The organism is Neisseria flava (assembly GCF_982712965.1).
Genome location: NZ_CEXQBZ010000116.1, coordinates 42,917 through 61,976 on the forward strand (window position 1 = coordinate 42,917; position 19,060 = coordinate 61,976).

Genomic DNA, 19,060 nt, shown 5'->3' on the forward strand with positions numbered 1-19,060 from the left:
GCGAATCCGAAAGAATAATAAGTAGGTGCAATATCTTATTTCCCTTCCGGCTTCTCCTGAGGAAAATCAGTACGTTTCAGAAATTTAACATACCGGCTGGGTTTCAAAATAAAGCCGCTTCCCGCATAGATAACTATAAATTGGCAATGATGGAAACCTGCTTTCAATTTATTCCGCCGAAAAGCCAAAGGTCGTCTGAAAATCAGCTTCCAGACGACCTTTGGTTTTATCGAAATAAAACGGGCAACTTAGTGGATACTGCTGCCGATACGGCTGTAATCGCCGAAGTTCATCCACACGAAGAAGGCTTTCCCGACGATAAGTTTGTCGTCCACAAAGCCCCAGTAGCGGGAGTCGGCGCTGTTGTCGCGGTTGTCGCCCATGGCGAAGTAACGGCCTTCGGGTACTTTGCAGGTAAAGCCGCTGCCGTCTTCGGCGTATTGACAGTGTTCCAAACCGCTTTGCTCTACGGAATAACCGTTTTCAGGCATGATTTCCATACGATATTTATCGAGCGCGGGGATCGAGATAGTGGGCTGTCCGGGCTCTTTCAGGATGTTGAAGCTTTTGCCGTTGAGGGTCGTCTGAAACAGTTCGGGGCTATGAATCGCGGACGGCTCAGTATCGTCAGGGTAGGAGTAGATACCGTTCGGTTGGTCGGGGGCAACCTGTCCGTTGACGGTCAGGACTTTGTCGCGGTATTCGACGGTGTCGCCCGGAAGTCCGACGACGCGCTTGATGTAGTTCATTTCAGGTTGGACGGGATAGTTGAACACGACGACGTCGCCGCGCTCGATTTGTCCGGTCGGAATCAGGACGTTGTTGATAATCGGGGTTCTGATGCCGTAGGCGAATTTGTTCACGAGAATGAAGTCGCCTTTAACCAAGCCAGGGCGCATGGAGCTGGACGGGATTTGGAATGGCTCGGCGATAAAGGTGCGCAGGATGAAGACGACGAGGATGATCGGGAAAAAGCCGCTCATGTAGTCGGTAAAGTGGGCTTTGTCCTGATGCGACGGGTCTTTTTTCAGACGACCTTTGTGAATGGCCCAAACGATGCCGGTGAATACGACAAATATCAGCAATACGGCGGTAAAGCTCATGTAAAAAGACAGGATGCCGAAAACGCCGATCATGCACAAAAGGTAAGCCCATTGCAGGCCGGAGCTCCATTCTCCGTTTTCCTGACGTTCTTTACTGCTTATGAAATAAAGGAAAATGCCGATAACGATGGCGGCAATCGCGCCGTAGATTAAATTTGTGCTCATTATTTGTCGCTCACTTGCAGAATCGCCAAGAACGCGCTTTGCGGGATTTCCACGTTGCCCACTTGTTTCATGCGGCGTTTGCCTGCTTTTTGTTTTTCGAGAAGTTTTTTCTTACGGGTAATATCGCCGCCGTAACATTTTGCCAAGACGTTTTTACGCAGGGCTTTGACGTTTTCGCGGGCGATAATCTGGCTGCCGATGGCGGCTTGGACGGCGATGTCGAACATTTGGCGCGGAATCAGTTCGCGCATTTTCGATGCCAGCTCGCGACCTCGGTGAACCGCGCTTTGACGGTGCACAATCAGGCTCAAGGCATCGACTTTTTCGCCGTTGACCATAATATCCAGTTTAATCAAGTCAGACGGTTGGAACTCTTTGAAATGGTAGTCCAGCGAGGCATAACCGCGGGAAGTGGATTTGAGTTTGTCGAAGAAGTCCATTACGACTTCATTCATGGGCAAATCGTAAGTCAGCATGACTTGACGGCCCATATACTGCATATTGACCTGCACGCCGCGCTTTTGGTTACACAAAGTCATGACGTTGCCGACGTATTCCTGCGGCACGAGGATGGTCGCGGTAATAATCGGCTCGAGAATGGTTTCGATGCTGCCGATGTCGGGCAGTTTGGACGGATTTTCGACTTCGATTTTTTCGCCGCTTTTCAACACGACTTCGTAAACCACCGTCGGCGCGGTGGTAATCAAATCCATATCGAACTCGCGCTCCAAGCGTTCCTGCACGATTTCCAAGTGCAGCAGACCCAAGAAGCCGCAACGGAAGCCGAAGCCCAATGCTTGAGAAACTTCAGGTTCGAATTTCAGCGAAGCATCGTTAAGCTGCAATTTTTCCAAAGCGTCGCGTAAGGCTTCGTAATCGTGGCTTTCTACGGGGTAGAGGCCGGCGAATACTTGGCTTTGTACTTCTTGGAAACCGGGCAGCGGCTCAGAAGCGGGGTTGGCAACCAAAGTAACCGTATCGCCGACTTTTGCCTGTCCCAATTCTTTCACACCGGTAATCAAAAAGCCCACTTCGCCGGCTTTGAGTTCTTGTTTTTGAACCGATTTCGGCGTGAATACGCCGAGCTGTTCGACCTGCGTTTCCGCTTTGGTGCTCATAAAGCGCACTTTGTCTTTCAGCTTGATGGTGCCGTTTTTCACTCGAATCAGCATGACCACGCCGACGTAGTTGTCAAACCACGAATCGACGATAACGGCTTGCAGCGGCGCGTTTTCGTCGCCGGTCGGTGCGGGGATTTTGGCAACGATTTCTTCCAAAACGTCTTCCACGCCGATGCCGCTTTTGGCTGAACATTGCACCGCGCCGACGGCATCGATGCCGATGATGTCTTCGATTTCCTGTTCCACGCGCTCGGGGTCGGCGGCGGGCAGGTCGATTTTGTTCAAGACAGGCACGACTTCCACGCCCAAATCAATCGCGGTGTAGCAGTTCGCCACAGTTTGCGCTTCCACGCCTTGCGACGCGTCAACGACCAAAAGCGCGCCTTCACAGGCGGACAGCGAGCGGGAGACTTCGTAAGAGAAGTCGACGTGTCCCGGCGTGTCAATCAGGTTGAGCTGATACACCTGCCCGTCGCGTGCTTTATAGTTGAGCGCGGCGGTCTGCGCTTTGATGGTGATGCCGCGCTCTTTTTCGATGTCCATGGAATCGAGTACCTGCGTACTCATTTCGCGCAAATCCAAGCCGCCGCAGTATTGGATGAAGCGGTCGGCAAGCGTTGATTTGCCGTGGTCGATGTGGGCAATGATGGAGAAATTTCGGATATTTTTCATATTGTTATTTTGAAAGATAAGCAGTGATTCTGAAAAGGTCGTCTGAAAATCAAATAGACCGTTCAGACGACCTTCAGGTAAAGTGAAATAGCCTGACATTCTAGCGGAAATTTACTGTTTCCGCATGATTTTATGCGTGTTTTACAGCGACGCGACAATCTTTTCCACCATTTTTGCCGAGCTTGCAGCCGCCGTTTTCAAAAACTCTTCAAAGCTGATGTCCGCTTTTTCGTCCGCCGAGTCCGACATCGCGCGGATCACGACAAAAGGCGTGTTCAATTGGTGGCAGGCTTGCGCAATCGCCGCCGCTTCCATTTCCACTGCTTTGACTTCGGGGAAATGGCTGCGGATTTCCGCCACGCCTTCGCTGCTGTGGACAAAGCGGTCGCCGCTGACAATCAAACCTTGCTCTACCGCCGCGCCTTCAAACACTTCCGCCGCCTGTTTCGCCTTGCCGACCAAGAGGTCGTCTGAAACGAATACGGCGGGCAGTTGCGGCACTTGTCCCCAAACATAGCCGAACGCTGTTACATCGACATCATGGTGCGCGATTTCCGTGCCGACCACTACGTCGCCGACTTTCATACCTTTGCCTACACCGCCCGCGCTGCCGGTATTGATGACGCAGTCCGGCGCGAATTGATGGATAACCCAAGCTGTTGAAACCGCTGCGTTGACCTTGCCGATGCCGCTCAATACCAACACCATGCGTTTGCCCGCCATCTCGCCTTCATAGGCGGTAAACTTACCGAAAGACACGCTTTTGACGTTATCCATTGCATCGCGCAAAAGCTCGATTTCCTGTTCCATTGCGCCGATGACCGCTACTGTTTGTACAGACATTTTTTACCTTTCCATGAAATTGTGGGCGGTATTATAACAGCAGCGGCGGCATTCCATACCCGTATTGAATCCGCCATATTGCCCGCCTGTCTTATTATCCGATACGGTAATCGTGCCATTTTTATGTATCATGATTTATTTGATATAATCCATTTCAATAAAATAACCACCGAAATTATCCAATATCATGATGACCAACCCTCCCAGCGCAAAAGACGAATTGTTCACTTGGCTGCGCCATATGAACAAATACAAAGGCTCCGACCTTTTTATCACTACCAATTTTCCGCCTGCTATGAAAGTGGACGGCAAAATTACGCCGATTACCGACGAGCCGCTGACCTCCGAAAAATGTATGGAAATCGCTTTTTCGATTATGTCCACCAAACAAATCGAAGAGTTTTCCTCCACCAACGAATGCAACTTCGCCATCAGCCTGCCCGACACCAGTCGCTTCCGCGTCAATGCCATGGTGCAGCGCGGCGCGACGGCGTTGGTGTTCCGCTCCATTACCAGCAAAATCCCGAATTTCGACAGCCTCAATCTGCCGCCCGTCTTGAAAGACGTGGTGATGAAAAAACGCGGCCTCGTGATTTTCGTCGGCGGTACCGGCTCGGGCAAATCCACCTCGCTCGCCGCGATGGTTGACCACCGCAACGAAAATTGCCAAGACCACATCATCACCATCGAAGACCCGATTGAGTTCGTCCATCAACACAAAAAAAGCATCATTACCCAGCGCGAAGTCGGCGTGGATACCGAAAACTGGTTTGCCGCGCTGAAAAACACTCTGCGTCAGGCGCCCGACGTTATCCTGATCGGCGAGATTCGCGACCGCGAAACCATGGACTACGCCTTGGCGTTCGCCGAAACAGGCCACCTCTGTCTCGCCACGTTGCACGCCAACAACTCCAACCAGGCACTCGACCGCATCATCAACTTCTTCCCAGAAGAGCGCCGCACCCAGCTTTTGACCGACTTGTCGCTCAACCTGCAAGCCTTCATCTCGCAACGCCTGATTCCCCGCGAAGGCGGCAAGGGCCGCGTAGCCGCAGTGGAAATCCTGCTCAATTCGCCGATCATTTCCGAGATGATTCAAAAAGGCGAAATCCACGGCATCAAAGAAATGATGAAAAAATCGACCGCCATGGGCATGCAAACCTTCGACCAAGCGCTCTACGAGCTGTATGAACGCGGCGACATCAGCTTCCAAGACGCCATTAAAAATGCCGACTCCGCCCACGACCTGCGTTTGGACATCCAACTGCGCAGCCGCCGCGCCCAAAACGCCGGCCCAGATTTGGAACTGATTTAAAAGTTGTCGAAATGAGCAAAGGTCGTCTGAAAACTACTTTTCAGACGACCTTTTAAACAACTAATTAAATTACATAGTTCACAGCATAACGGCTTTCATAGGACATTAGGTTCCTAACCATATCAAACAGCTTTAACTAATTCCGCCAACAGAATTATAGGTGTATTTTCTACACAGCCCTATCGGTATTGTGTAGGTGTAGGAAATCGTTGCGTTGTTTTCACTCATATGCTTATCAGGGTCTTTTACCGATGGGAACAGATAATGGCTATGTCCTGTCAGTTCCTTCAGTTCTGCCGAAAGCTCAAGCGTCCAATCAGCAAGGGGGACGATATGCGGGGCTTTCATCTTCATCTTGGCGGCGGGTATGCTCCACTCTGCCCTATCTAAATCAAATTCCGCCCATTCCGCCACCCTAAGCTCTCCATTTCTGACAAAGGTCAGCATGAGTAACTGCATGGCTATTTTTGTTTGCTGTTCGGCTTGTTCCAACATCAAACGGCGGTAAAACTCGGTCAGCTCGGATTGCGGTAATGCGGGCTGATGTTTCTGCTTTGGGGCTTTGATTAAACCTACCAAAGGAACAGCAGGGTTGTTCTCTGCCCTCTCCGTCCGTATCGCATAAGTGAAAACAGCCTTGATACGCTGCAATATCCGCGCCCTGTCGTTTCAAGTGCTCCCCTTGCTGCCACCGCTTCAATCACTTCTTTTACCTGGCTGACTTTGATTTCACTGACAGGCAACGGGCGGCGTGATTGCCTGTCAATCCTGTTTCACGGTGTTTATGCCACTCGGCGGCAATGTTCCGAAAGGTATTACTGACAGCGGCTTGCCGTTCACGCTTTTCCTGTTGGGGTCTTGCCCCGATGCAAGCAAGCGGCGGGCGTTTTCGGCGGTTTGGCGGGCTTCTGCCAGTGATACGGTCGGATATTTGCCGATTGAAAGCGTTTTACGTTTGCCGTTATGTGAAAAGTCAAACCGCCATAACTTCCCGACACTCGTATTGATATACAGATACAAGCCCTTGCCGTCATTCAGCTTAAACGGTTTTTCGGCGGGCTTGGCGTTTTTGATTTGGCGGTCGTTCAGCTTCATTTTTACGGTATTTTCTCAAGGTATTTTTCAGATACCGCAAAAGATACCGTAAATTTTAGGTTGATTCAATTAGGCAGAAATAAGCGGGATTAGATGATATATAGATACCGAAACTAGCGGAAAGCCTTATATTTCTTGGCTTTGGTTTACGGCATTAGACTGCGATAGACAAAAAAATAACCGCTCTAAAAGCGGTTGTGGTGCCCGGAGCCGGAATCGAACCGGCACGGCCGGTTTAGGGCCGACGGATTTTAAGTCCGTTGTGTCTACCTATTTCACCACCCGGGCATAGGCTGTTTTATATTGAAATTTGGAGGCGGGGGCGCGGATTTGAACCGGCCTGTATAAGGGTTGCACCCCTTATAGCATAAACACTCTGCCACCCCGCCATGAAATGAGTGGAGGCGAGAGTCGGAATCGAACCGGCGTAGACGGATTTGCAATCCGCTGCATAACCACTTTGCTATCTCGCCAAACAAACTACCAGGTAGTATTCAAACTGGAGCGGGAAACGAGTCTCGAACTCGCGACCTCAACCTTGGCAAGGTTGCGCTCTACCAACTGAGCTATTCCCGCCGAATATCTGTTTTTGCTGCTGTTTCCGAAGAAGACGCAATTATTATGGATTTGAAACTTGTCGTCAAGGGGTTTGTTTTATTTTTTATTTGATTTCCTGCCACGCCATTTTCAGATAATAGAACATTGACCAGAGAGTTAATACAGATGCGATAAACATCAATATGTTACCTGTCAGGTAAAAAATATTGTCAAACTGATTGGAGGCTAAGAGCAATAAAAATATGGCGACCATTTGCGCGGCGGTTTTAAATTTGCCGATAGTGGCAACGGCAACGCTGCTGCGTCTGCCCATTTGCGCCATCCATTCCCTCAAGGCGGAAATGGTGATTTCCCTGCCGATGATGATAATGGCGAAGATAACATAAGTACGACCGAGACTGACCAACAGCAACAATGCGGTCGCTACCATCAATTTGTCCGCGACGGGATCGAGAAATGCGCCGAAATCGGAGGTTTGCTTCCAAAGCCTTGCTAAAAATCCGTCAAACCAATCGGTTACAGCGGCGAGTGCAAAGATGATAGCGGCGGTCCAATTAACGGTCTCCGGTGCAATCCACCCTTTTGGTAGGAAAAACAGCAAAGTAAAGACCGGAATCAGCAAAACGCGCATCCAAGTCAGAAAAATCGGTATGTTCCAAGGCATGATTTACCTTTGATGTGTTTATGATAGTTAATTTGCCTATTATAACGGACTTGCTTGTCTGTCTGAAAGCTTGTATTCAAACCATCTTTCAGCCAATAAAACTTCTCAAGTCTGTTTGTTTTTTCGATAAAACCTACATTGAGGCAGCCATTCTTTTTGACACGGGTCGTCAATAAATGACTTTAAAACGCTTTGAAAGGTTTGATTTTGGGCGTTGTATATGTTGCCTTTTAGATAACACGACGCGTAATAATGCGCCAACAAATCCGCCTGCTGCTCCATATTCAGCACACTGAAATGACAAATATCGGACAGCTTGGGATAGAGATAGGCACGACGGCGACGATAGCCTCCGCTGACGAACAAAAATAATCCGCCCAACCAAGTTTTGAAGCCTTGTTGATACTGCCAAACATGGGTCAATTCATGAATCATCCATATTTGATAGGAAGCGGAAGCAAGGGCGAAGTCGTCAGGGCAGTTATTACGCGGGAAATAGATGTTTCCATTGGGCGAAACGGCAACCTGCATGGTCGGCAGACAAGGAATGCCGCGATAGATTTTGACGCGGGCGTAATCAATGCTGTCGGCAAAAATCAGCTTTGCCATTTTGATCTCGTTGTCCGTCAGCCTGCGCCAGCGTTTGCTCATATCTTGTCCTTGTTACTTTCATGACGGCCGAGGTCGTCTGAAAACGATTGTTCTACCTTAACAGTCATTCAGCTACGTTTACAACCGATACTGCCATATCCCCTAGCTTTATAGTGGATTAAATTTAAATCAGGACAAGGAGACGAAGCCGCAGACAGTACAGATAGTACGGAACCGATTCACTTGGTGCTTCAGCACCTTAGAGAATCGTTCTCTTTGAGCTAAGGCGAGGCAACGCCGTACTGGTTTAAAATTAATCCACTATATTTGCGCCAACATCATCACAAACCTTACAGCATGAAGGTCGTCTGAAATTTTTCAGACGACCTTTTGAATGTGTCAAACAAACTACTGTCCTGAATCTTTCGGTTTCTGATCGGCATTACCAAACAATTTGTCCATAGGGGTCAGATTGATCGCATTGCCTTGGCTGACGATCCATTTGTCTTCCACCCGCCAAACACCTGAACTGTCTTCCACGCGCAGATACCAATGGTTGGTCGGTGTCAGGGGTTTGAAAGTCGCTTCATACTCCATACGGCCGTTTTGGGCTTCCGGGCTGACGGCGCGCAGTTTGACGGTTTGGTCTTCCGATTTTTTAGTCGGGTGCATCAAGAGAAGATTCAAAGGCTGCTTGGAATCGAATTCTCCGCTGACGAACACTTTGGCAGCATCCTTATCCGGACTGATCAGCACTTGCACCTGTATATGACGCTTCACCGCTTCTTCATCGCGGTGAAGCTGGATGTCGATGTGTTTGCCGTCTTTGTAATAGTCGTCCGTTACCAAGTCGGTTGTATGCTCTTTGGCGACAAAGAACATGGAGACACTGGCAATCACGACAAAAATAGGACCCGCCATCAATACCCACGGCCAAATGTGTTTGTACCAAGGTTTGACTTGTTTTTGCTCGGACACGTTTTATTCTCCGATAAAGGTTGCTTCTTCTTCCAAGATGATGGGTTCACCATCTGCTTTGCCGGTTTCGCGATAAGTGAAGGTAAACTCAATCGGATGGCTGCCCTTGTTTGCATATTCGGGAATGGTGGAAACTTGGACAGGAATGGTCAACGTTTGGCGCGGTGCGATTTTCACACCGCCTTCCGGCAGTCCGGTCAGGGCAATTTCTTCAAAGCCTTTGACTGCCGCAGTCATCACTTGTTCGTTTTCGCTATTGTTGATAATGCGCAGGTTGTAAGCGTTTTCCAGCCAACCTTTGCTGTTTTCGCGCACCATCACGCCGCGGTCTTTCAGAATATCGACTTCGACCATTTTACGGGTCGAAAGTCCGACCAAGAAAGCGATGATGACCACCAGTAAAACTGCGCCGTATCCCGCAACACGCGGACGTTTCAAGCGTTTTTTGATGTCGCTTTCAAGATATTCGTGTTCCAACGCGCCTTCGGTCGTATAGCGAATCAAGCCGCGCGGATAGCCCATTTTATCCATGATTTCGTCGCAGGCATCAATGCAGGCAGCACAGCCGATACATTGGTATTGCAAACCGTTGCGAATGTCGATACCGACGGGGCAAACTTGTACGCACATGGTGCAGTTGATGCAATCGCCCAATCCGCTGTCTTCCTTATTAGCAGTTTTCTTGCGTGCGCCGCGCGGTTCGCCGCGTTCGGCATCGTAAGAAATAATCAGCGTGTCTTTATCGAACATCGCGCTTTGGAAGCGTGCATACGGACACATATGCAGGCACACTTTCTCGCGCATGATGTGGGCAAAGAAGAAAGTAACAAAGCCGTAGAACGCTGCGGCAAACATTGCGCCACCACCCGCTATCCCAGTAAACAAGTCGGGAACAAACTGGCGAATCGGAACAAACCAACCGGCAAAGGTAATACCCGTCCACGCGCAAAAGAGGAAAATCAGCAGGGCTTTGGTTGCCTTGATGCGGATTTTAGTGAAATTCCACGGCGATTTTTCCAGCTTCAAGCGTTTGTTGCGGTCGCCTTCAACCAAGTTGTCGATCCACAGCATGATTTCGGTGTAAACCGTCTGCGGGCAGGAATAGCCGCACCACAAACGTCCGGCAATCGTCGTCCACCAAAACAGCCCGAAAGCGCAAATCATCAGCAACAGGGCGAGGTAAATCAAGTCGCCCATACCCAGCGACAATCCGAAAATGAAGAAATGTCGGTCCGGAATATTGAAAAGCACCGCCTGACGGCCGCTCCAGTTGAACCACGGAATCACATAAAACACAAACTGGGTCGCCAATACGGCGGCAATACGCAATTTGGCGAACCGCCCTTCCGCTTTTTTCGGATGGATGCGCTCGCCTTCGGGATGGATTTGGATGACGCTGGATTTGGGTTTTGAGGGTTTGGGCGGAGCGGTTTTTGCCGTTTTTTCTGTTGAGGGTGTGGTGTTTTCAGCTTGGTTTTCGGGTGACATAATCAGTGTTCCTTAATCGAAGTGCACACAAGCCTTTTGTCATGGTAGTAGTTTGATGCAAGTATTTTCAGACGGCCTTTGGAGTGCATATAAAATCATAACATTTGACTCTATGCAAAGCAAAAGCGGGGCTTGCCCTTAACAATGGTTGCGGTACTCCTGCCTCATACAAGGCCGTCTGAAAAGAGCAGTATTCAAAGACTTACGGAATAAGCGCAGGTTTATACTTATAGTGATTTCCTATTTGTCCGATAAAAAATTTACAACATACTGTTTCAAAACGAAATAACAGTTAATATCATCTATCCCGTCCGTTTCAGACGGCCTATTGGAAATCATGCCGCCTGACAATGCAAATATAAAAGGCCATTCTTGAAAGCACGGCTGATTCAGGCGATAATCGACACACTTTTTTCAAATTTCCAATCTTGTCCAAGGAAGGTCAAACCATGTCTCAACTGGCAAACGCAATCCGTTTCCTCTCGGCCGATGCCGTTCAAAAAGCAAATTCCGGCCATCCCGGCGCGCCTATGGGTATGGCAGAAATGGCGGAAGTATTGTGGACGAAATTCCTGTACCACAACCCCGCCAACCCCAAATTCTACAACCGCGACCGCTTCATCCTCTCCAACGGCCACGCGTCCATGCTGTTGTACAGCCTGCTGCACCTGACCGGCTACAACCTGAGCATTGAAGACCTGAAAAACTTCCGTCAGCTGCACAGCAAAACCCCCGGCCACCCCGAATACGGCTACACCGACGGCGTGGAAACCACGACCGGCCCGTTGGGACAAGGTATTGCCAACGCGGTGGGCATGGCATTAGCGGAAAAAATCCTTGCCGCCGAGTTCAATAAAGACGGTTTGAACATCGTCGATCACTATACTTATGTCTTCATGGGTGACGGCTGCCTGATGGAAGGCGTATCGCACGAAGCCTGTTCGCTCGCCGGCACTTTGGGATTGGGCAAACTGATTGTTTTATATGATGACAACAATATTTCCATCGACGGCAAAGTGGACGGCTGGTTTACCGAGAACATCCCGCAACGCTTTGAAAGCTACGGCTGGCACGTCGTTCCCAACGTAAACGGTCACGACACCGCCGCTATTCAAGCCGCTATCGAAGCCGCACGCGCCGAAACCGGCAAACCGTCCATCATCTGCTGCAAAACCTTAATCGGTAAAGGCAGTGCCAATAAAGAGGGCAGCCATAAAACCCACGGTGCGCCTTTGGGTGCGGACGAGATTGAAGCTACTCGTAAACATTTGGGTTGGGCTTATCCTGCGTTTGAAATCCCTCAAGAAATCTATGCTGCATGGGATGCAAAAGAAAAAGGTGCGAAACTTGAAGCCGAATGGAACGAGCTCTTCGCTCAATATCAAGCCAAATATCCTGCCGAAGCCGCAGAATTTGTGCGCCGTATGGATAAAAAACTGCCTGAAAACTTCGACGCTTACGTTCAAGCTGCATTGAAAGAAGTGTGTGCCAAAGCAGAAACCATCGCCACCCGTAAAGCCAGCCAAAACAGCATTGAAATCCTCGCTAAAGAGCTGCCTGAGTTGGTGGGCGGTTCTGCCGACTTGACTCCGTCCAACCTGACTGACTGGTCAAACAGCGTTTCCGTTACCCGCGAACACGGCGGCAACTATATTCACTACGGTGTGCGCGAGTTCGGCATGGGCGCAATCATGAACGGCCTTACCCTGCATGGCGGTGTGAAACCATTCGGCGCGACTTTCCTGATGTTCAGCGAATACGAGCGTAATGCCTTGCGCATGGCTTCACTGATGAAAATCAACCCCGTCTTCGTCTTCACCCACGACTCCATCGGTTTGGGCGAAGACGGTCCGACCCACCAACCTATCGAGCAAACTGCTACCCTGCGCCTGATTCCGAATATGGACGTATGGCGCCCGTGCGACACCGCCGAATCCTTGGTAGCGTGGGCAGAAGCCACAAAAGCCGAAGACCACCCGTCCTGCCTGATTTTCAGCCGTCAAAACCTGAAATTCCAAGCGCGCAACGAGCAACAACTGAACGACATCAAACGCGGCGGCTACGTCATCAGCGAAGCCCAAGGCAACGCCCAAGCCGTCATCATTGCCACCGGCTCCGAAGTCGAGCTGGCCTTGGAAGCGCAAAAAGCCCTCGCCGCGCAAAACATCGCCGTACGCGTCGTCTCCATGCCGTCCACCAACGTATTCGACCGCCAAGACGCCGCCTATAAAGCCGCCGTCCTACCCGAAGGTCTGCCGCGCGTTGCCGTAGAAGCCGGACATGCCGACAGCTGGTACAAATACGTCGGACTGAACGGCGCAGTCGTCGGCATCAACCGCTTCGGCGAATCCGCCCCTGCCGAACTGCTGTTCAAAGAATTCGGCTTTACCGTGGACAATGTGGTTGATACTGTGAAATCAGTGCTGTAAACGGCTGCCATCGCATCAAAGGTCGTCTGAAAACGGAAGATAAGGTTTTCAGACGACCTTTTTCCTTTAAAGCCGCCCAAACCGGTTTAACAGAAATCCAACCCATACAGTGGCGCAACCCTTCCTACGCCAACGAAGTTGCATAGAAACGCCGAATAAAGCAGCATCTGAAGCCCCTCCTATTCCTGATAATCTTTTGCCATATCTTGAAAGCCGCACCGCTAAACCGTAAAATTACACCTTACTAAATTTGATATAAATTTACATCTAACCCATCTTACCCGCCAATTATGATGACTCGCCTTGCTACCTATCGGAAAACCCTCCTCATCTGCCTGATTTTATGGGCATCCATCGTCGCTGTTTTCTCCGTCGAACGTTTCTTCATGCTGTACCATTTCGTTTCAGACGACATCCGCAGCCGTTACGCGGGCGATTTGGCGGCTTTGTTTGTCAAAGGGCTGCTGTTCGACATCAAAATCGCCTCCGTTGCCGCCGCCTTCCCCTTCCTGATCGGGCTGTTCGGACTGACTTCTCAAAAAACTGCCGCCTTTACCCTACGCCTCCTGCCTACCGTCGCAACCGTCCTTTTCCTGACCGCCTTTGCCGCCGCGCTGGGTAACTGGTTCTATTACAGCGTTTACGACCGTCAATTTGACGTCTTTGTCTTCGGTCTAGCGGACGAAGACACCCGCGCCGTCCTGAAAACCGTCTGGTCGGACTATCCCGTCATCCCCTGTCTTGCCGCCTTGATTGCCGCAGCTTTCGTTTTCGGCAAAATATTCAGCCTCATCCGCCGCCGTACCCGCTTTCAGACGACCTCATGGGGAAAAACCGCTTGGATTGCCGCCATCCTCTTACCCGTCCTCGCGCTTGCCGCAGGCATACGCGGCTCGTTCGGCAAATTCCCCCTGCGTCAGACCGCCATGCAGATTTCTGCCGCACCGCAAATCAACAAACTCGTTCCCAACGCCCTGACCTCCCTAAGCTGGGCAGTCAACGAATACCGCAACAGCAACGACTTCCATCCCGTCTCCGACGAAGACGGCAGCCGGCTCATCAGTACCCTGCTCGATAAAAAAACCGACGCTGACTTGACGCAGCTCTTTGCCCAAACCGCCGCAAACGCCGCCGTCGAAAAACACCGTCCCAACGTCGTTCTCACCGTCATGGAAAGCATGAGCGCGCATCTCTTGAACATGGACAATCCCGAACGGGACCTCTTGGGCGAACTGGGCAAACACTGGCAGCAAGACTGGGTGTACCGCAAATTCGTTTCCGAGGGAGACGGCACCAGCGACACCCTGCACCGCTTCTTCGTCCGCAGCCCGCGCCTCAACCTCAGCCAATCCCTTGCTAAAAACAAAACCTTCCCCGGCAATATGTTCAAACCCTATCTCGATGCCGGCTACCGCGTCGTCTATATTACGGCGGGCAACGGCGGCTGGCGCGATTTCGACACCTTCCTGCGGCACTTGGGCGTCAACGAAATCATCGATGAAAACACCCTCAAAACCCGCTATCCCGAAGCAAAATCCGAAACATGGGGCGTACCCGACGAATTCATGTTCCGTTATGCCGAAGAAGAACTCGCGCGCGCCGAAAAAAGCGGCACGCCCGTATTCATCATGATGATGTCCGTGACCAACCATCCGCCCTACCACCTGCCCGCACCGCATCAGGTCAAAAACTTCCGCTTGGACGAACAAGAGCAAAAACGCCTTGCCAACCTCGCCTCAGGCAAAGAGCTGAATGAAATTTTCAACACCTTCCGATACAGCAACGACCAACTCGGACGCTTTATCGGCAAAGTGAAAACCATCGCGCCCGACACCATTATCGCCGCCACCGGCGACCACAATATGCGCGCCATCGGCTATCCCGAATCCGCCGATGTCGCACTCGGTCACAGCGTCCCCTTCTATCTGTACGTTCCGCAAGCCTACCGCGGCAGCGCCGAATATCATCCCGAACGCGCAGGTTCGCACAAAGACATCCTGCCGACCCTCTACAACTTAAGCCTGTCCAAATCGAGCTACTACCAAACCGGCTGCAACCTCACCGCCCCGCAACCCGATTCCGCATGGTGCGGCTACGGCTACAACCCCGAAGTCATCATCACCGAACGCGGCTTCTATCACCAACACAGCAAAGCATTCCACAAATGGGACAACCAAAACATCCAAACCGCTGAAAGCCGCCCAAGCACGCCGGACGGCGAAGACCAAGCCATTATCCGCCGCGCCTCAGCATATACACCGTTTCTTGAATGGCAGATAAACCGGATTGTCAGCACCCAATAAATCTGTTTATAAACATCAAAGGTCGTCTGAAAAGTTTCAGACGACCTTTTTATACCCATATAAACCGCCTTTGCTATAACGGTATTTACTTCACTTACCAAACTTGCCCACAAAACATTTTAAACCTACAATGCCGCTGTTTATCACATCTCCGAGCCCATCATGTTTTTCGTCCTTTCCCCCGCTAAAAACCTCAATGAAAAAGCCCCCGCACCCGTCAAAGAATTCACCCAACCCTACCTCTTGGCGGAAGCCGAAATCCTGATGCGCCAACTGCGTGAACTTGCTCCACAGCAAATCGCCGAGCTGATGCATGTCTCTGACAAAATTGCCCTCTTAAACGTCGAGCGCAACGCCGAATGGCATACACCGTTTACCCCCGACAACGCCAAACAGGCAGTCTTTATGTTCAACGGCGACGTTTACGAAGGCATCGCCGCAGACACCCTCAAACCCGAACAAATCCAATATCTGCAACAACACGTCCGCCTGCTTTCCGGCCTCTACGGCGTCTTACGCCCGCTGGATTTGATGCAGCCCTACCGTTTGGAAATGGGAACGGCGTTTGCCAACACGCGCGGCAAGAACCTGTATGAATTTTGGGGCGACACCATTACTGACCTGCTAAACGACACCCTTACCCAAGCCGGCAGCGACATATTGATCAACCTCGCATCACAAGAATATTTCAAATCCGTCAACACCCAAAAACTCAAAGCCCGCTTGATTACCCCCGTTTTCAAAGACGAAAAAAACGGCAAATACAAAATTATCAGCTTCTACGCCAAACGCGCGCGCGGACTGATGGTGCGCTATGCGGCGGAACACAATATTACCGACCCGGAAATGCTGAAAAATTTCGATTACGAAGGCTACTCATTTAACGCAGCGGCGTCCAATGAGTCTGAATGGGTGTTCATGCGCAAAGAACAAACCAAGTAAAAACAAAAAACTAAATACTCACTCCAAAATTTTGCTTGGCAAACCCGACAAATTTTATTATTATTTCCGCTTCAAGAGACGGAAGCGTGGCAGAGCGGTTTAATGCAACGGTCTTGAAAACCGTCGAGGGTTGATAGCCCTCCGTGAGTTCGAATCTCACCGCTTCCGCCATTTCTTGAAACAGCAAAACCAAGTAAAAATGAAGTGAAGCCCAGCCAACAGCATTTTTATTTGGTTTTACTTTATTCTAGGGAAACGCGGCAGAGAGGCTGAATGCAGCAGACTCGAAATCTGCTGAGGGTGCAAATCCTGCTCGAAGCTTCCCCAATCCCACCATATCGCTAAATTAAAATAATAAGCTACCGTAAAATGGTAGCTTTTTTGTTATCCGACTTATTGGTTTTTATTGTATATTCACATAGAAAATATTCACCTGCCGTCATTTCTGATTAAAAATAAAAGGTCGTCTGAAACCGTTTGACTCAACGTTTTCAGACGACCTTTTTAGTGTTTTAGTGTGTCCAAAGCTATATCACGAAGTCCAGCAGGTAAAAGTCTTCTTTGCCCACGCCGCATTCCGGGCATTTCCAATCGTCGGGGATGTCATCGAATTTGGTGCCGGGGGCGATGCCGTGTTCGGGGTCGCCGAGGTCTTCGTCGTAAATCCAGCCGCAGGGGCCGCACATGTATTGTGCCATGGTGTGTTCCTTCTGATATTTGAGGTCGTCTGAAAACGGTCGGTAAAAGGTTTTCAGACGACCTTTTGTTTGGTCTGTTTCAAAACCTTACGCCGCTTCCAATGCCGCGATTTCTTTGCGCAAGTGTTTCAACGCGGGGGTAACGATGGCGACGAACATGGCTTCGCGGACACGGCGTTGGGCGGGGCTGCGCATGAGGTAGCCTTTGGCGCCGGCGTGTAAGGCGGCGGATTGGGCGGCGGCAAGCGTCAGCTCGGAGGCGGCGGCGCGCAGTTTCAGCGTGGCGAGGTTGTCGGGCGTGTTGTTCCACGCCAAGTCCGCCAGTTGTTCGGTGGTTTGCCATGCTTCGTCCAAAGCGGCTTTGAGGCTGTCGTAGCCGTCATCGAGGTAGCTGTTAACATCGGCGTTGACGACGTTGGCGATGCGGATGATGCCGAGGCTGCCGTCGATTACGCCCGCGCCAATGCCGATTTGCAGCAGGATGAAGCCGGACTTGATGGAGGCGATGTAGTCGGAGAACTGTTCGGGCGCGGCGATCACGTCTTCGTCAGGGATGAATACGTCTTTGAAATTCAGGCTGAACGTGCGCGTGCCTTCGAGGGCGCAAAATTCGGGGCAGGCTTGCAGGGTTACGCCTTCCCATTGTCCGCCGGTGATGAACATGACGTAGCTGTCGCCAATTTGGGCGGTATTCGCCCAGATGTGGTCTTCGCCGATGTTGGAGACCCACGGCAGCGCGCCGTTGACTGTGTAGCCGCCGTCGACGCGCTCCGCTTGAAGATTGTGTTTTTCAATGCCGGCGAGGTGTTTGACCGTATTGGACATGCCCGTCCCCGCCAAGACTTTGCCTTGCAGGATGTCGGCGAGGTATTTGTCTTTGACGGCTTGGTTGGGCGTTTGGTGCAGATACCATGCGCAAGTGGCCTGACACCATGCGCTGAACGAGGTCGCGCCGCATTCTTTACCGACTTCGCGCAGGACGGCGATTTGCGTCGCTAAACCTAAGCCGTTGCCGCCTTCTGCTTCCGTACCGACTGCGCCGAATCCGCCGATGGCGCCGAGTTCGCGCATAAAATCTTCGGGATACAAACCATTGCGGTCGATTTCATCCACTAAGGGTTTGAGTTTAGCTTTGACGAGTTCGGCAACTTGAGACAATAAGGTTTCACGGTTCATGATCTTATCCTTGAAAATGTGTGAAGACGGCGCGGGAGCGTTCCGTTTGAGAGAGGATGCGGTCTGTTACAGGGACGGCATTTTTGAAAAAGGTCGTCTGAAAACGGGCAAACGGTTTTGCCGCCGCTTTTCAGACGACCTTGGGTTGGAATCAGGCGAACGCCTGCAATTCAGGGTTAATGTCTGTTTGCGCGACGTTGTTGACGTAGTTGCACAAAGTCGCCAAGGCAACGCCCATCACGACTTCGACAGCCTGCTGCTGGTTGTAGCCTGCGTCGAAGAAGGCTTTGAGTTCGGCATCGGATACCGCGCCTTTTTTCGCCATCACGGCTTGGGTAAACGCAGCGAGCGCGCCCAGTTTGGCATCGTCAAACTCGCCTGCCGCCAACGCGCGCGAGGCTTTGATGGATTGTTCGGACAGGAGTTTTTTCAGGGTTGCCAGTTTGGTGTGGCCTGCCACGCAGAAACCGCATTCGTTGGTGCGGGCGGCGATGATTTGGATGACTTCGACTTCACCGGGAGTCAGGCTGTTGGCGGCGTTCAATTTGCCGACTTCTTGATAAAACGCCAACGCTTCAGGCGCGTTTGCCAATACGCCGATGAGGTTGGGGATAAAGCCATTGTTTTTCAGCGCGGCTTCGACGCGGGGTTTTGCTGCTTCGGGAGCGGTTTCGACGGTGTGTACAGTTAAGCGTGCCATATTTATACCTTTGTTTTCAGTGTATTGAACGGAATGTGGCATACTACTCCGATTGGCGTTTTTCGGGAAAGACTGATTGGTTATGTGCTGCAAACCAAAAGTTATAAGCAAAAAAGGTCGTCTGAAAACGAGCGTAGCGAGTTGAACTGGTCCCCAAATCTTGGACACTCATAAAAGCCTTTTCAGGCGCTCTGTGCAAGCTGGGTTCTGTATGCGACA

General features: G+C 50.9%; 16 protein-coding genes and 5 tRNA genes. 5 read left to right on the forward strand and 16 right to left on the reverse strand.

What is annotated here, in order from left to right; genetic code table 11:
- Positions 1-248: 248 nt before the first annotated feature.
- The 3 genes from lepB to AC5M9B_RS07720 all read right to left on the reverse strand — a co-directional run bounded on the left by lepB (position 249) and on the right by AC5M9B_RS07720 (position 3,904).
- On the reverse strand, positions 249-1,268 hold the full coding sequence (gene lepB / locus AC5M9B_RS07710; RefSeq protein WP_101810754.1) for a signal peptidase I: 1,020 nt from the start codon (positions 1,266-1,268) through the stop codon (positions 249-251).
- A complete protein-coding gene (gene lepA / locus AC5M9B_RS07715; RefSeq protein WP_002226499.1) occupies positions 1,268-3,061 on the reverse strand; it encodes a translation elongation factor 4 in 1,794 nt (597 codons plus the stop codon). Before lepA ends, lepB begins: the two co-directional genes overlap by 1 nt.
- A gap of 141 nt (positions 3,062-3,202) precedes the next feature.
- Positions 3,203-3,904 (reverse strand): 5'-methylthioadenosine/adenosylhomocysteine nucleosidase, encoded by a 702-nt coding sequence (locus AC5M9B_RS07720; protein ID WP_016687050.1) that lies wholly within the window; start codon positions 3,902-3,904, stop codon positions 3,203-3,205.
- Between the two features lie 187 nt (positions 3,905-4,091).
- Here AC5M9B_RS07720 and AC5M9B_RS07725 point away from each other — a divergent pair, with 187 nt between their 5' ends.
- A complete protein-coding gene (locus AC5M9B_RS07725) occupies positions 4,092-5,219 on the forward strand; it encodes a PilT/PilU family type 4a pilus ATPase (protein WP_003742946.1) in 1,128 nt (375 codons plus the stop codon).
- A 132-nt stretch (positions 5,220-5,351) separates the two neighbouring features.
- On the opposite strand, the gene AC5M9B_RS07730 is transcribed toward AC5M9B_RS07725, so the two are convergent.
- The 10 genes from AC5M9B_RS07730 to ccoG form a co-directional block, all read right to left on the reverse strand.
- Positions 5,352-5,870 (reverse strand): tyrosine-type recombinase/integrase, encoded by a 519-nt coding sequence (locus AC5M9B_RS07730; RefSeq protein WP_321178369.1) that lies wholly within the window; start codon positions 5,868-5,870, stop codon positions 5,352-5,354.
- A gap of 111 nt (positions 5,871-5,981) precedes the next feature.
- Positions 5,982-6,314 (reverse strand): Arm DNA-binding domain-containing protein, encoded by a 333-nt coding sequence (locus tag AC5M9B_RS07735; RefSeq protein ID WP_261765168.1) that lies wholly within the window; start codon positions 6,312-6,314, stop codon positions 5,982-5,984.
- Positions 6,315-6,512: 198 nt separating this feature from the next.
- A tRNA-Leu gene (locus AC5M9B_RS07740) sits at positions 6,513-6,602 on the reverse strand.
- Between the two features lie 23 nt (positions 6,603-6,625).
- Positions 6,626-6,703, reverse strand: a tRNA-Cys gene (locus AC5M9B_RS07745).
- 10 nt (positions 6,704-6,713) lie between these two features.
- Positions 6,714-6,787: transfer RNA gene (locus AC5M9B_RS07750), tRNA-Cys, on the reverse strand.
- A gap of 27 nt (positions 6,788-6,814) precedes the next feature.
- A tRNA-Gly gene (locus tag AC5M9B_RS07755) sits at positions 6,815-6,890 on the reverse strand.
- An 85-nt stretch (positions 6,891-6,975) separates the two neighbouring features.
- A complete protein-coding gene (pgsA, locus tag AC5M9B_RS07760) occupies positions 6,976-7,536 on the reverse strand; it encodes a CDP-diacylglycerol--glycerol-3-phosphate 3-phosphatidyltransferase (RefSeq protein ID WP_019270169.1) in 561 nt (186 codons plus the stop codon).
- A gap of 105 nt (positions 7,537-7,641) precedes the next feature.
- A complete protein-coding gene (locus tag AC5M9B_RS07765) occupies positions 7,642-8,187 on the reverse strand; it encodes a type IV secretion protein Rhs (RefSeq protein ID WP_070539763.1) in 546 nt (181 codons plus the stop codon).
- Positions 8,188-8,535: 348 nt separating this feature from the next.
- Complete coding sequence (locus tag AC5M9B_RS07770) at positions 8,536-9,105, reverse strand: FixH family protein (protein ID WP_070539765.1); 570 nt, start codon at positions 9,103-9,105, stop codon at positions 8,536-8,538.
- A 3-nt stretch (positions 9,106-9,108) separates the two neighbouring features.
- Positions 9,109-10,593, reverse strand: coding sequence for a cytochrome c oxidase accessory protein CcoG (gene ccoG, locus AC5M9B_RS07775; protein ID WP_487648473.1), 1,485 nt, complete (start codon positions 10,591-10,593; stop codon positions 9,109-9,111).
- 449 nt (positions 10,594-11,042) lie between these two features.
- Here ccoG and tkt point away from each other — a divergent pair, with 449 nt between their 5' ends.
- From tkt to AC5M9B_RS07795, 4 genes are all read left to right on the forward strand, one after another.
- Positions 11,043-13,022 carry a transketolase gene (gene tkt, locus AC5M9B_RS07780; RefSeq protein WP_070655669.1) on the forward strand — a complete coding sequence of 660 codons (1,980 nt, stop codon included), beginning with the start codon at positions 11,043-11,045 and terminating at the stop codon, positions 13,020-13,022.
- A gap of 290 nt (positions 13,023-13,312) precedes the next feature.
- A complete protein-coding gene (locus tag AC5M9B_RS07785; RefSeq protein ID WP_487648474.1) occupies positions 13,313-15,325 on the forward strand; it encodes an LTA synthase family protein in 2,013 nt (670 codons plus the stop codon).
- Between the two features lie 162 nt (positions 15,326-15,487).
- A complete protein-coding gene (gene yaaA, locus AC5M9B_RS07790; protein WP_019270163.1) occupies positions 15,488-16,267 on the forward strand; it encodes a peroxide stress protein YaaA in 780 nt (259 codons plus the stop codon).
- A gap of 80 nt (positions 16,268-16,347) precedes the next feature.
- Positions 16,348-16,438, forward strand: a tRNA-Ser gene (locus AC5M9B_RS07795).
- Positions 16,439-16,794: 356 nt separating this feature from the next.
- Here the strand turns inward: AC5M9B_RS07795 and AC5M9B_RS07800 are convergent.
- From AC5M9B_RS07800 to AC5M9B_RS07810, 3 genes are all read right to left on the reverse strand, one after another.
- The gene (locus AC5M9B_RS07800; protein ID WP_003757556.1) at positions 16,795-16,965 is read right to left on the reverse strand and encodes a rubredoxin; all 171 of its coding nucleotides are present in this window, start codon (positions 16,963-16,965) and stop codon (positions 16,795-16,797) included.
- Positions 16,966-17,052: 87 nt separating this feature from the next.
- Complete coding sequence (locus AC5M9B_RS07805) at positions 17,053-18,141, reverse strand: acyl-CoA dehydrogenase family protein (RefSeq protein WP_101810720.1); 1,089 nt, start codon at positions 18,139-18,141, stop codon at positions 17,053-17,055.
- A gap of 151 nt (positions 18,142-18,292) precedes the next feature.
- Positions 18,293-18,841 (reverse strand): carboxymuconolactone decarboxylase family protein, encoded by a 549-nt coding sequence (locus AC5M9B_RS07810; protein ID WP_070491415.1) that lies wholly within the window; start codon positions 18,839-18,841, stop codon positions 18,293-18,295.
- Positions 18,842-19,060: the final 219 nt, after the last annotated feature.

Excerpts from the sequence above, each read along its gene's own strand:
- lepB (WP_101810754.1), bottom strand. The coding sequence starts at position 1,268 with ATGAGCACAAATTTAATCTACGGCGCGATTGCCGCCATCGTTATCGGC.
- lepA (WP_002226499.1), bottom strand. The coding sequence starts at position 3,061 with ATGAAAAATATCCGAAATTTCTCCATCATTGCCCACATCGACCACGGC.
- AC5M9B_RS07720 (WP_016687050.1), bottom strand. The coding sequence starts at position 3,904 with ATGTCTGTACAAACAGTAGCGGTCATCGGCGCAATGGAACAGGAAATC.
- AC5M9B_RS07725 (WP_003742946.1), top strand. The coding sequence starts at position 4,092 with ATGATGACCAACCCTCCCAGCGCAAAAGACGAATTGTTCACTTGGCTG.
- AC5M9B_RS07735 (WP_261765168.1), bottom strand. The coding sequence starts at position 6,314 with ATGAAGCTGAACGACCGCCAAATCAAAAACGCCAAGCCCGCCGAAAAA.
- pgsA (WP_019270169.1), bottom strand. The coding sequence starts at position 7,536 with ATGCCTTGGAACATACCGATTTTTCTGACTTGGATGCGCGTTTTGCTG.
- AC5M9B_RS07765 (WP_070539763.1), bottom strand. The coding sequence starts at position 8,187 with ATGAGCAAACGCTGGCGCAGGCTGACGGACAACGAGATCAAAATGGCA.
- ccoG (WP_487648473.1), bottom strand. The coding sequence starts at position 10,593 with ATGTCACCCGAAAACCAAGCTGAAAACACCACACCCTCAACAGAAAAA.
- tkt (WP_070655669.1), top strand. The coding sequence starts at position 11,043 with ATGTCTCAACTGGCAAACGCAATCCGTTTCCTCTCGGCCGATGCCGTT.
- AC5M9B_RS07785 (WP_487648474.1), top strand. The coding sequence starts at position 13,313 with ATGATGACTCGCCTTGCTACCTATCGGAAAACCCTCCTCATCTGCCTG.
- yaaA (WP_019270163.1), top strand. The coding sequence starts at position 15,488 with ATGTTTTTCGTCCTTTCCCCCGCTAAAAACCTCAATGAAAAAGCCCCC.
- AC5M9B_RS07800 (WP_003757556.1), bottom strand. The coding sequence starts at position 16,965 with ATGGCACAATACATGTGCGGCCCCTGCGGCTGGATTTACGACGAAGAC.
- AC5M9B_RS07805 (WP_101810720.1), bottom strand. The coding sequence starts at position 18,141 with ATGAACCGTGAAACCTTATTGTCTCAAGTTGCCGAACTCGTCAAAGCT.
- AC5M9B_RS07810 (WP_070491415.1), bottom strand. The coding sequence starts at position 18,841 with ATGGCACGCTTAACTGTACACACCGTCGAAACCGCTCCCGAAGCAGCA.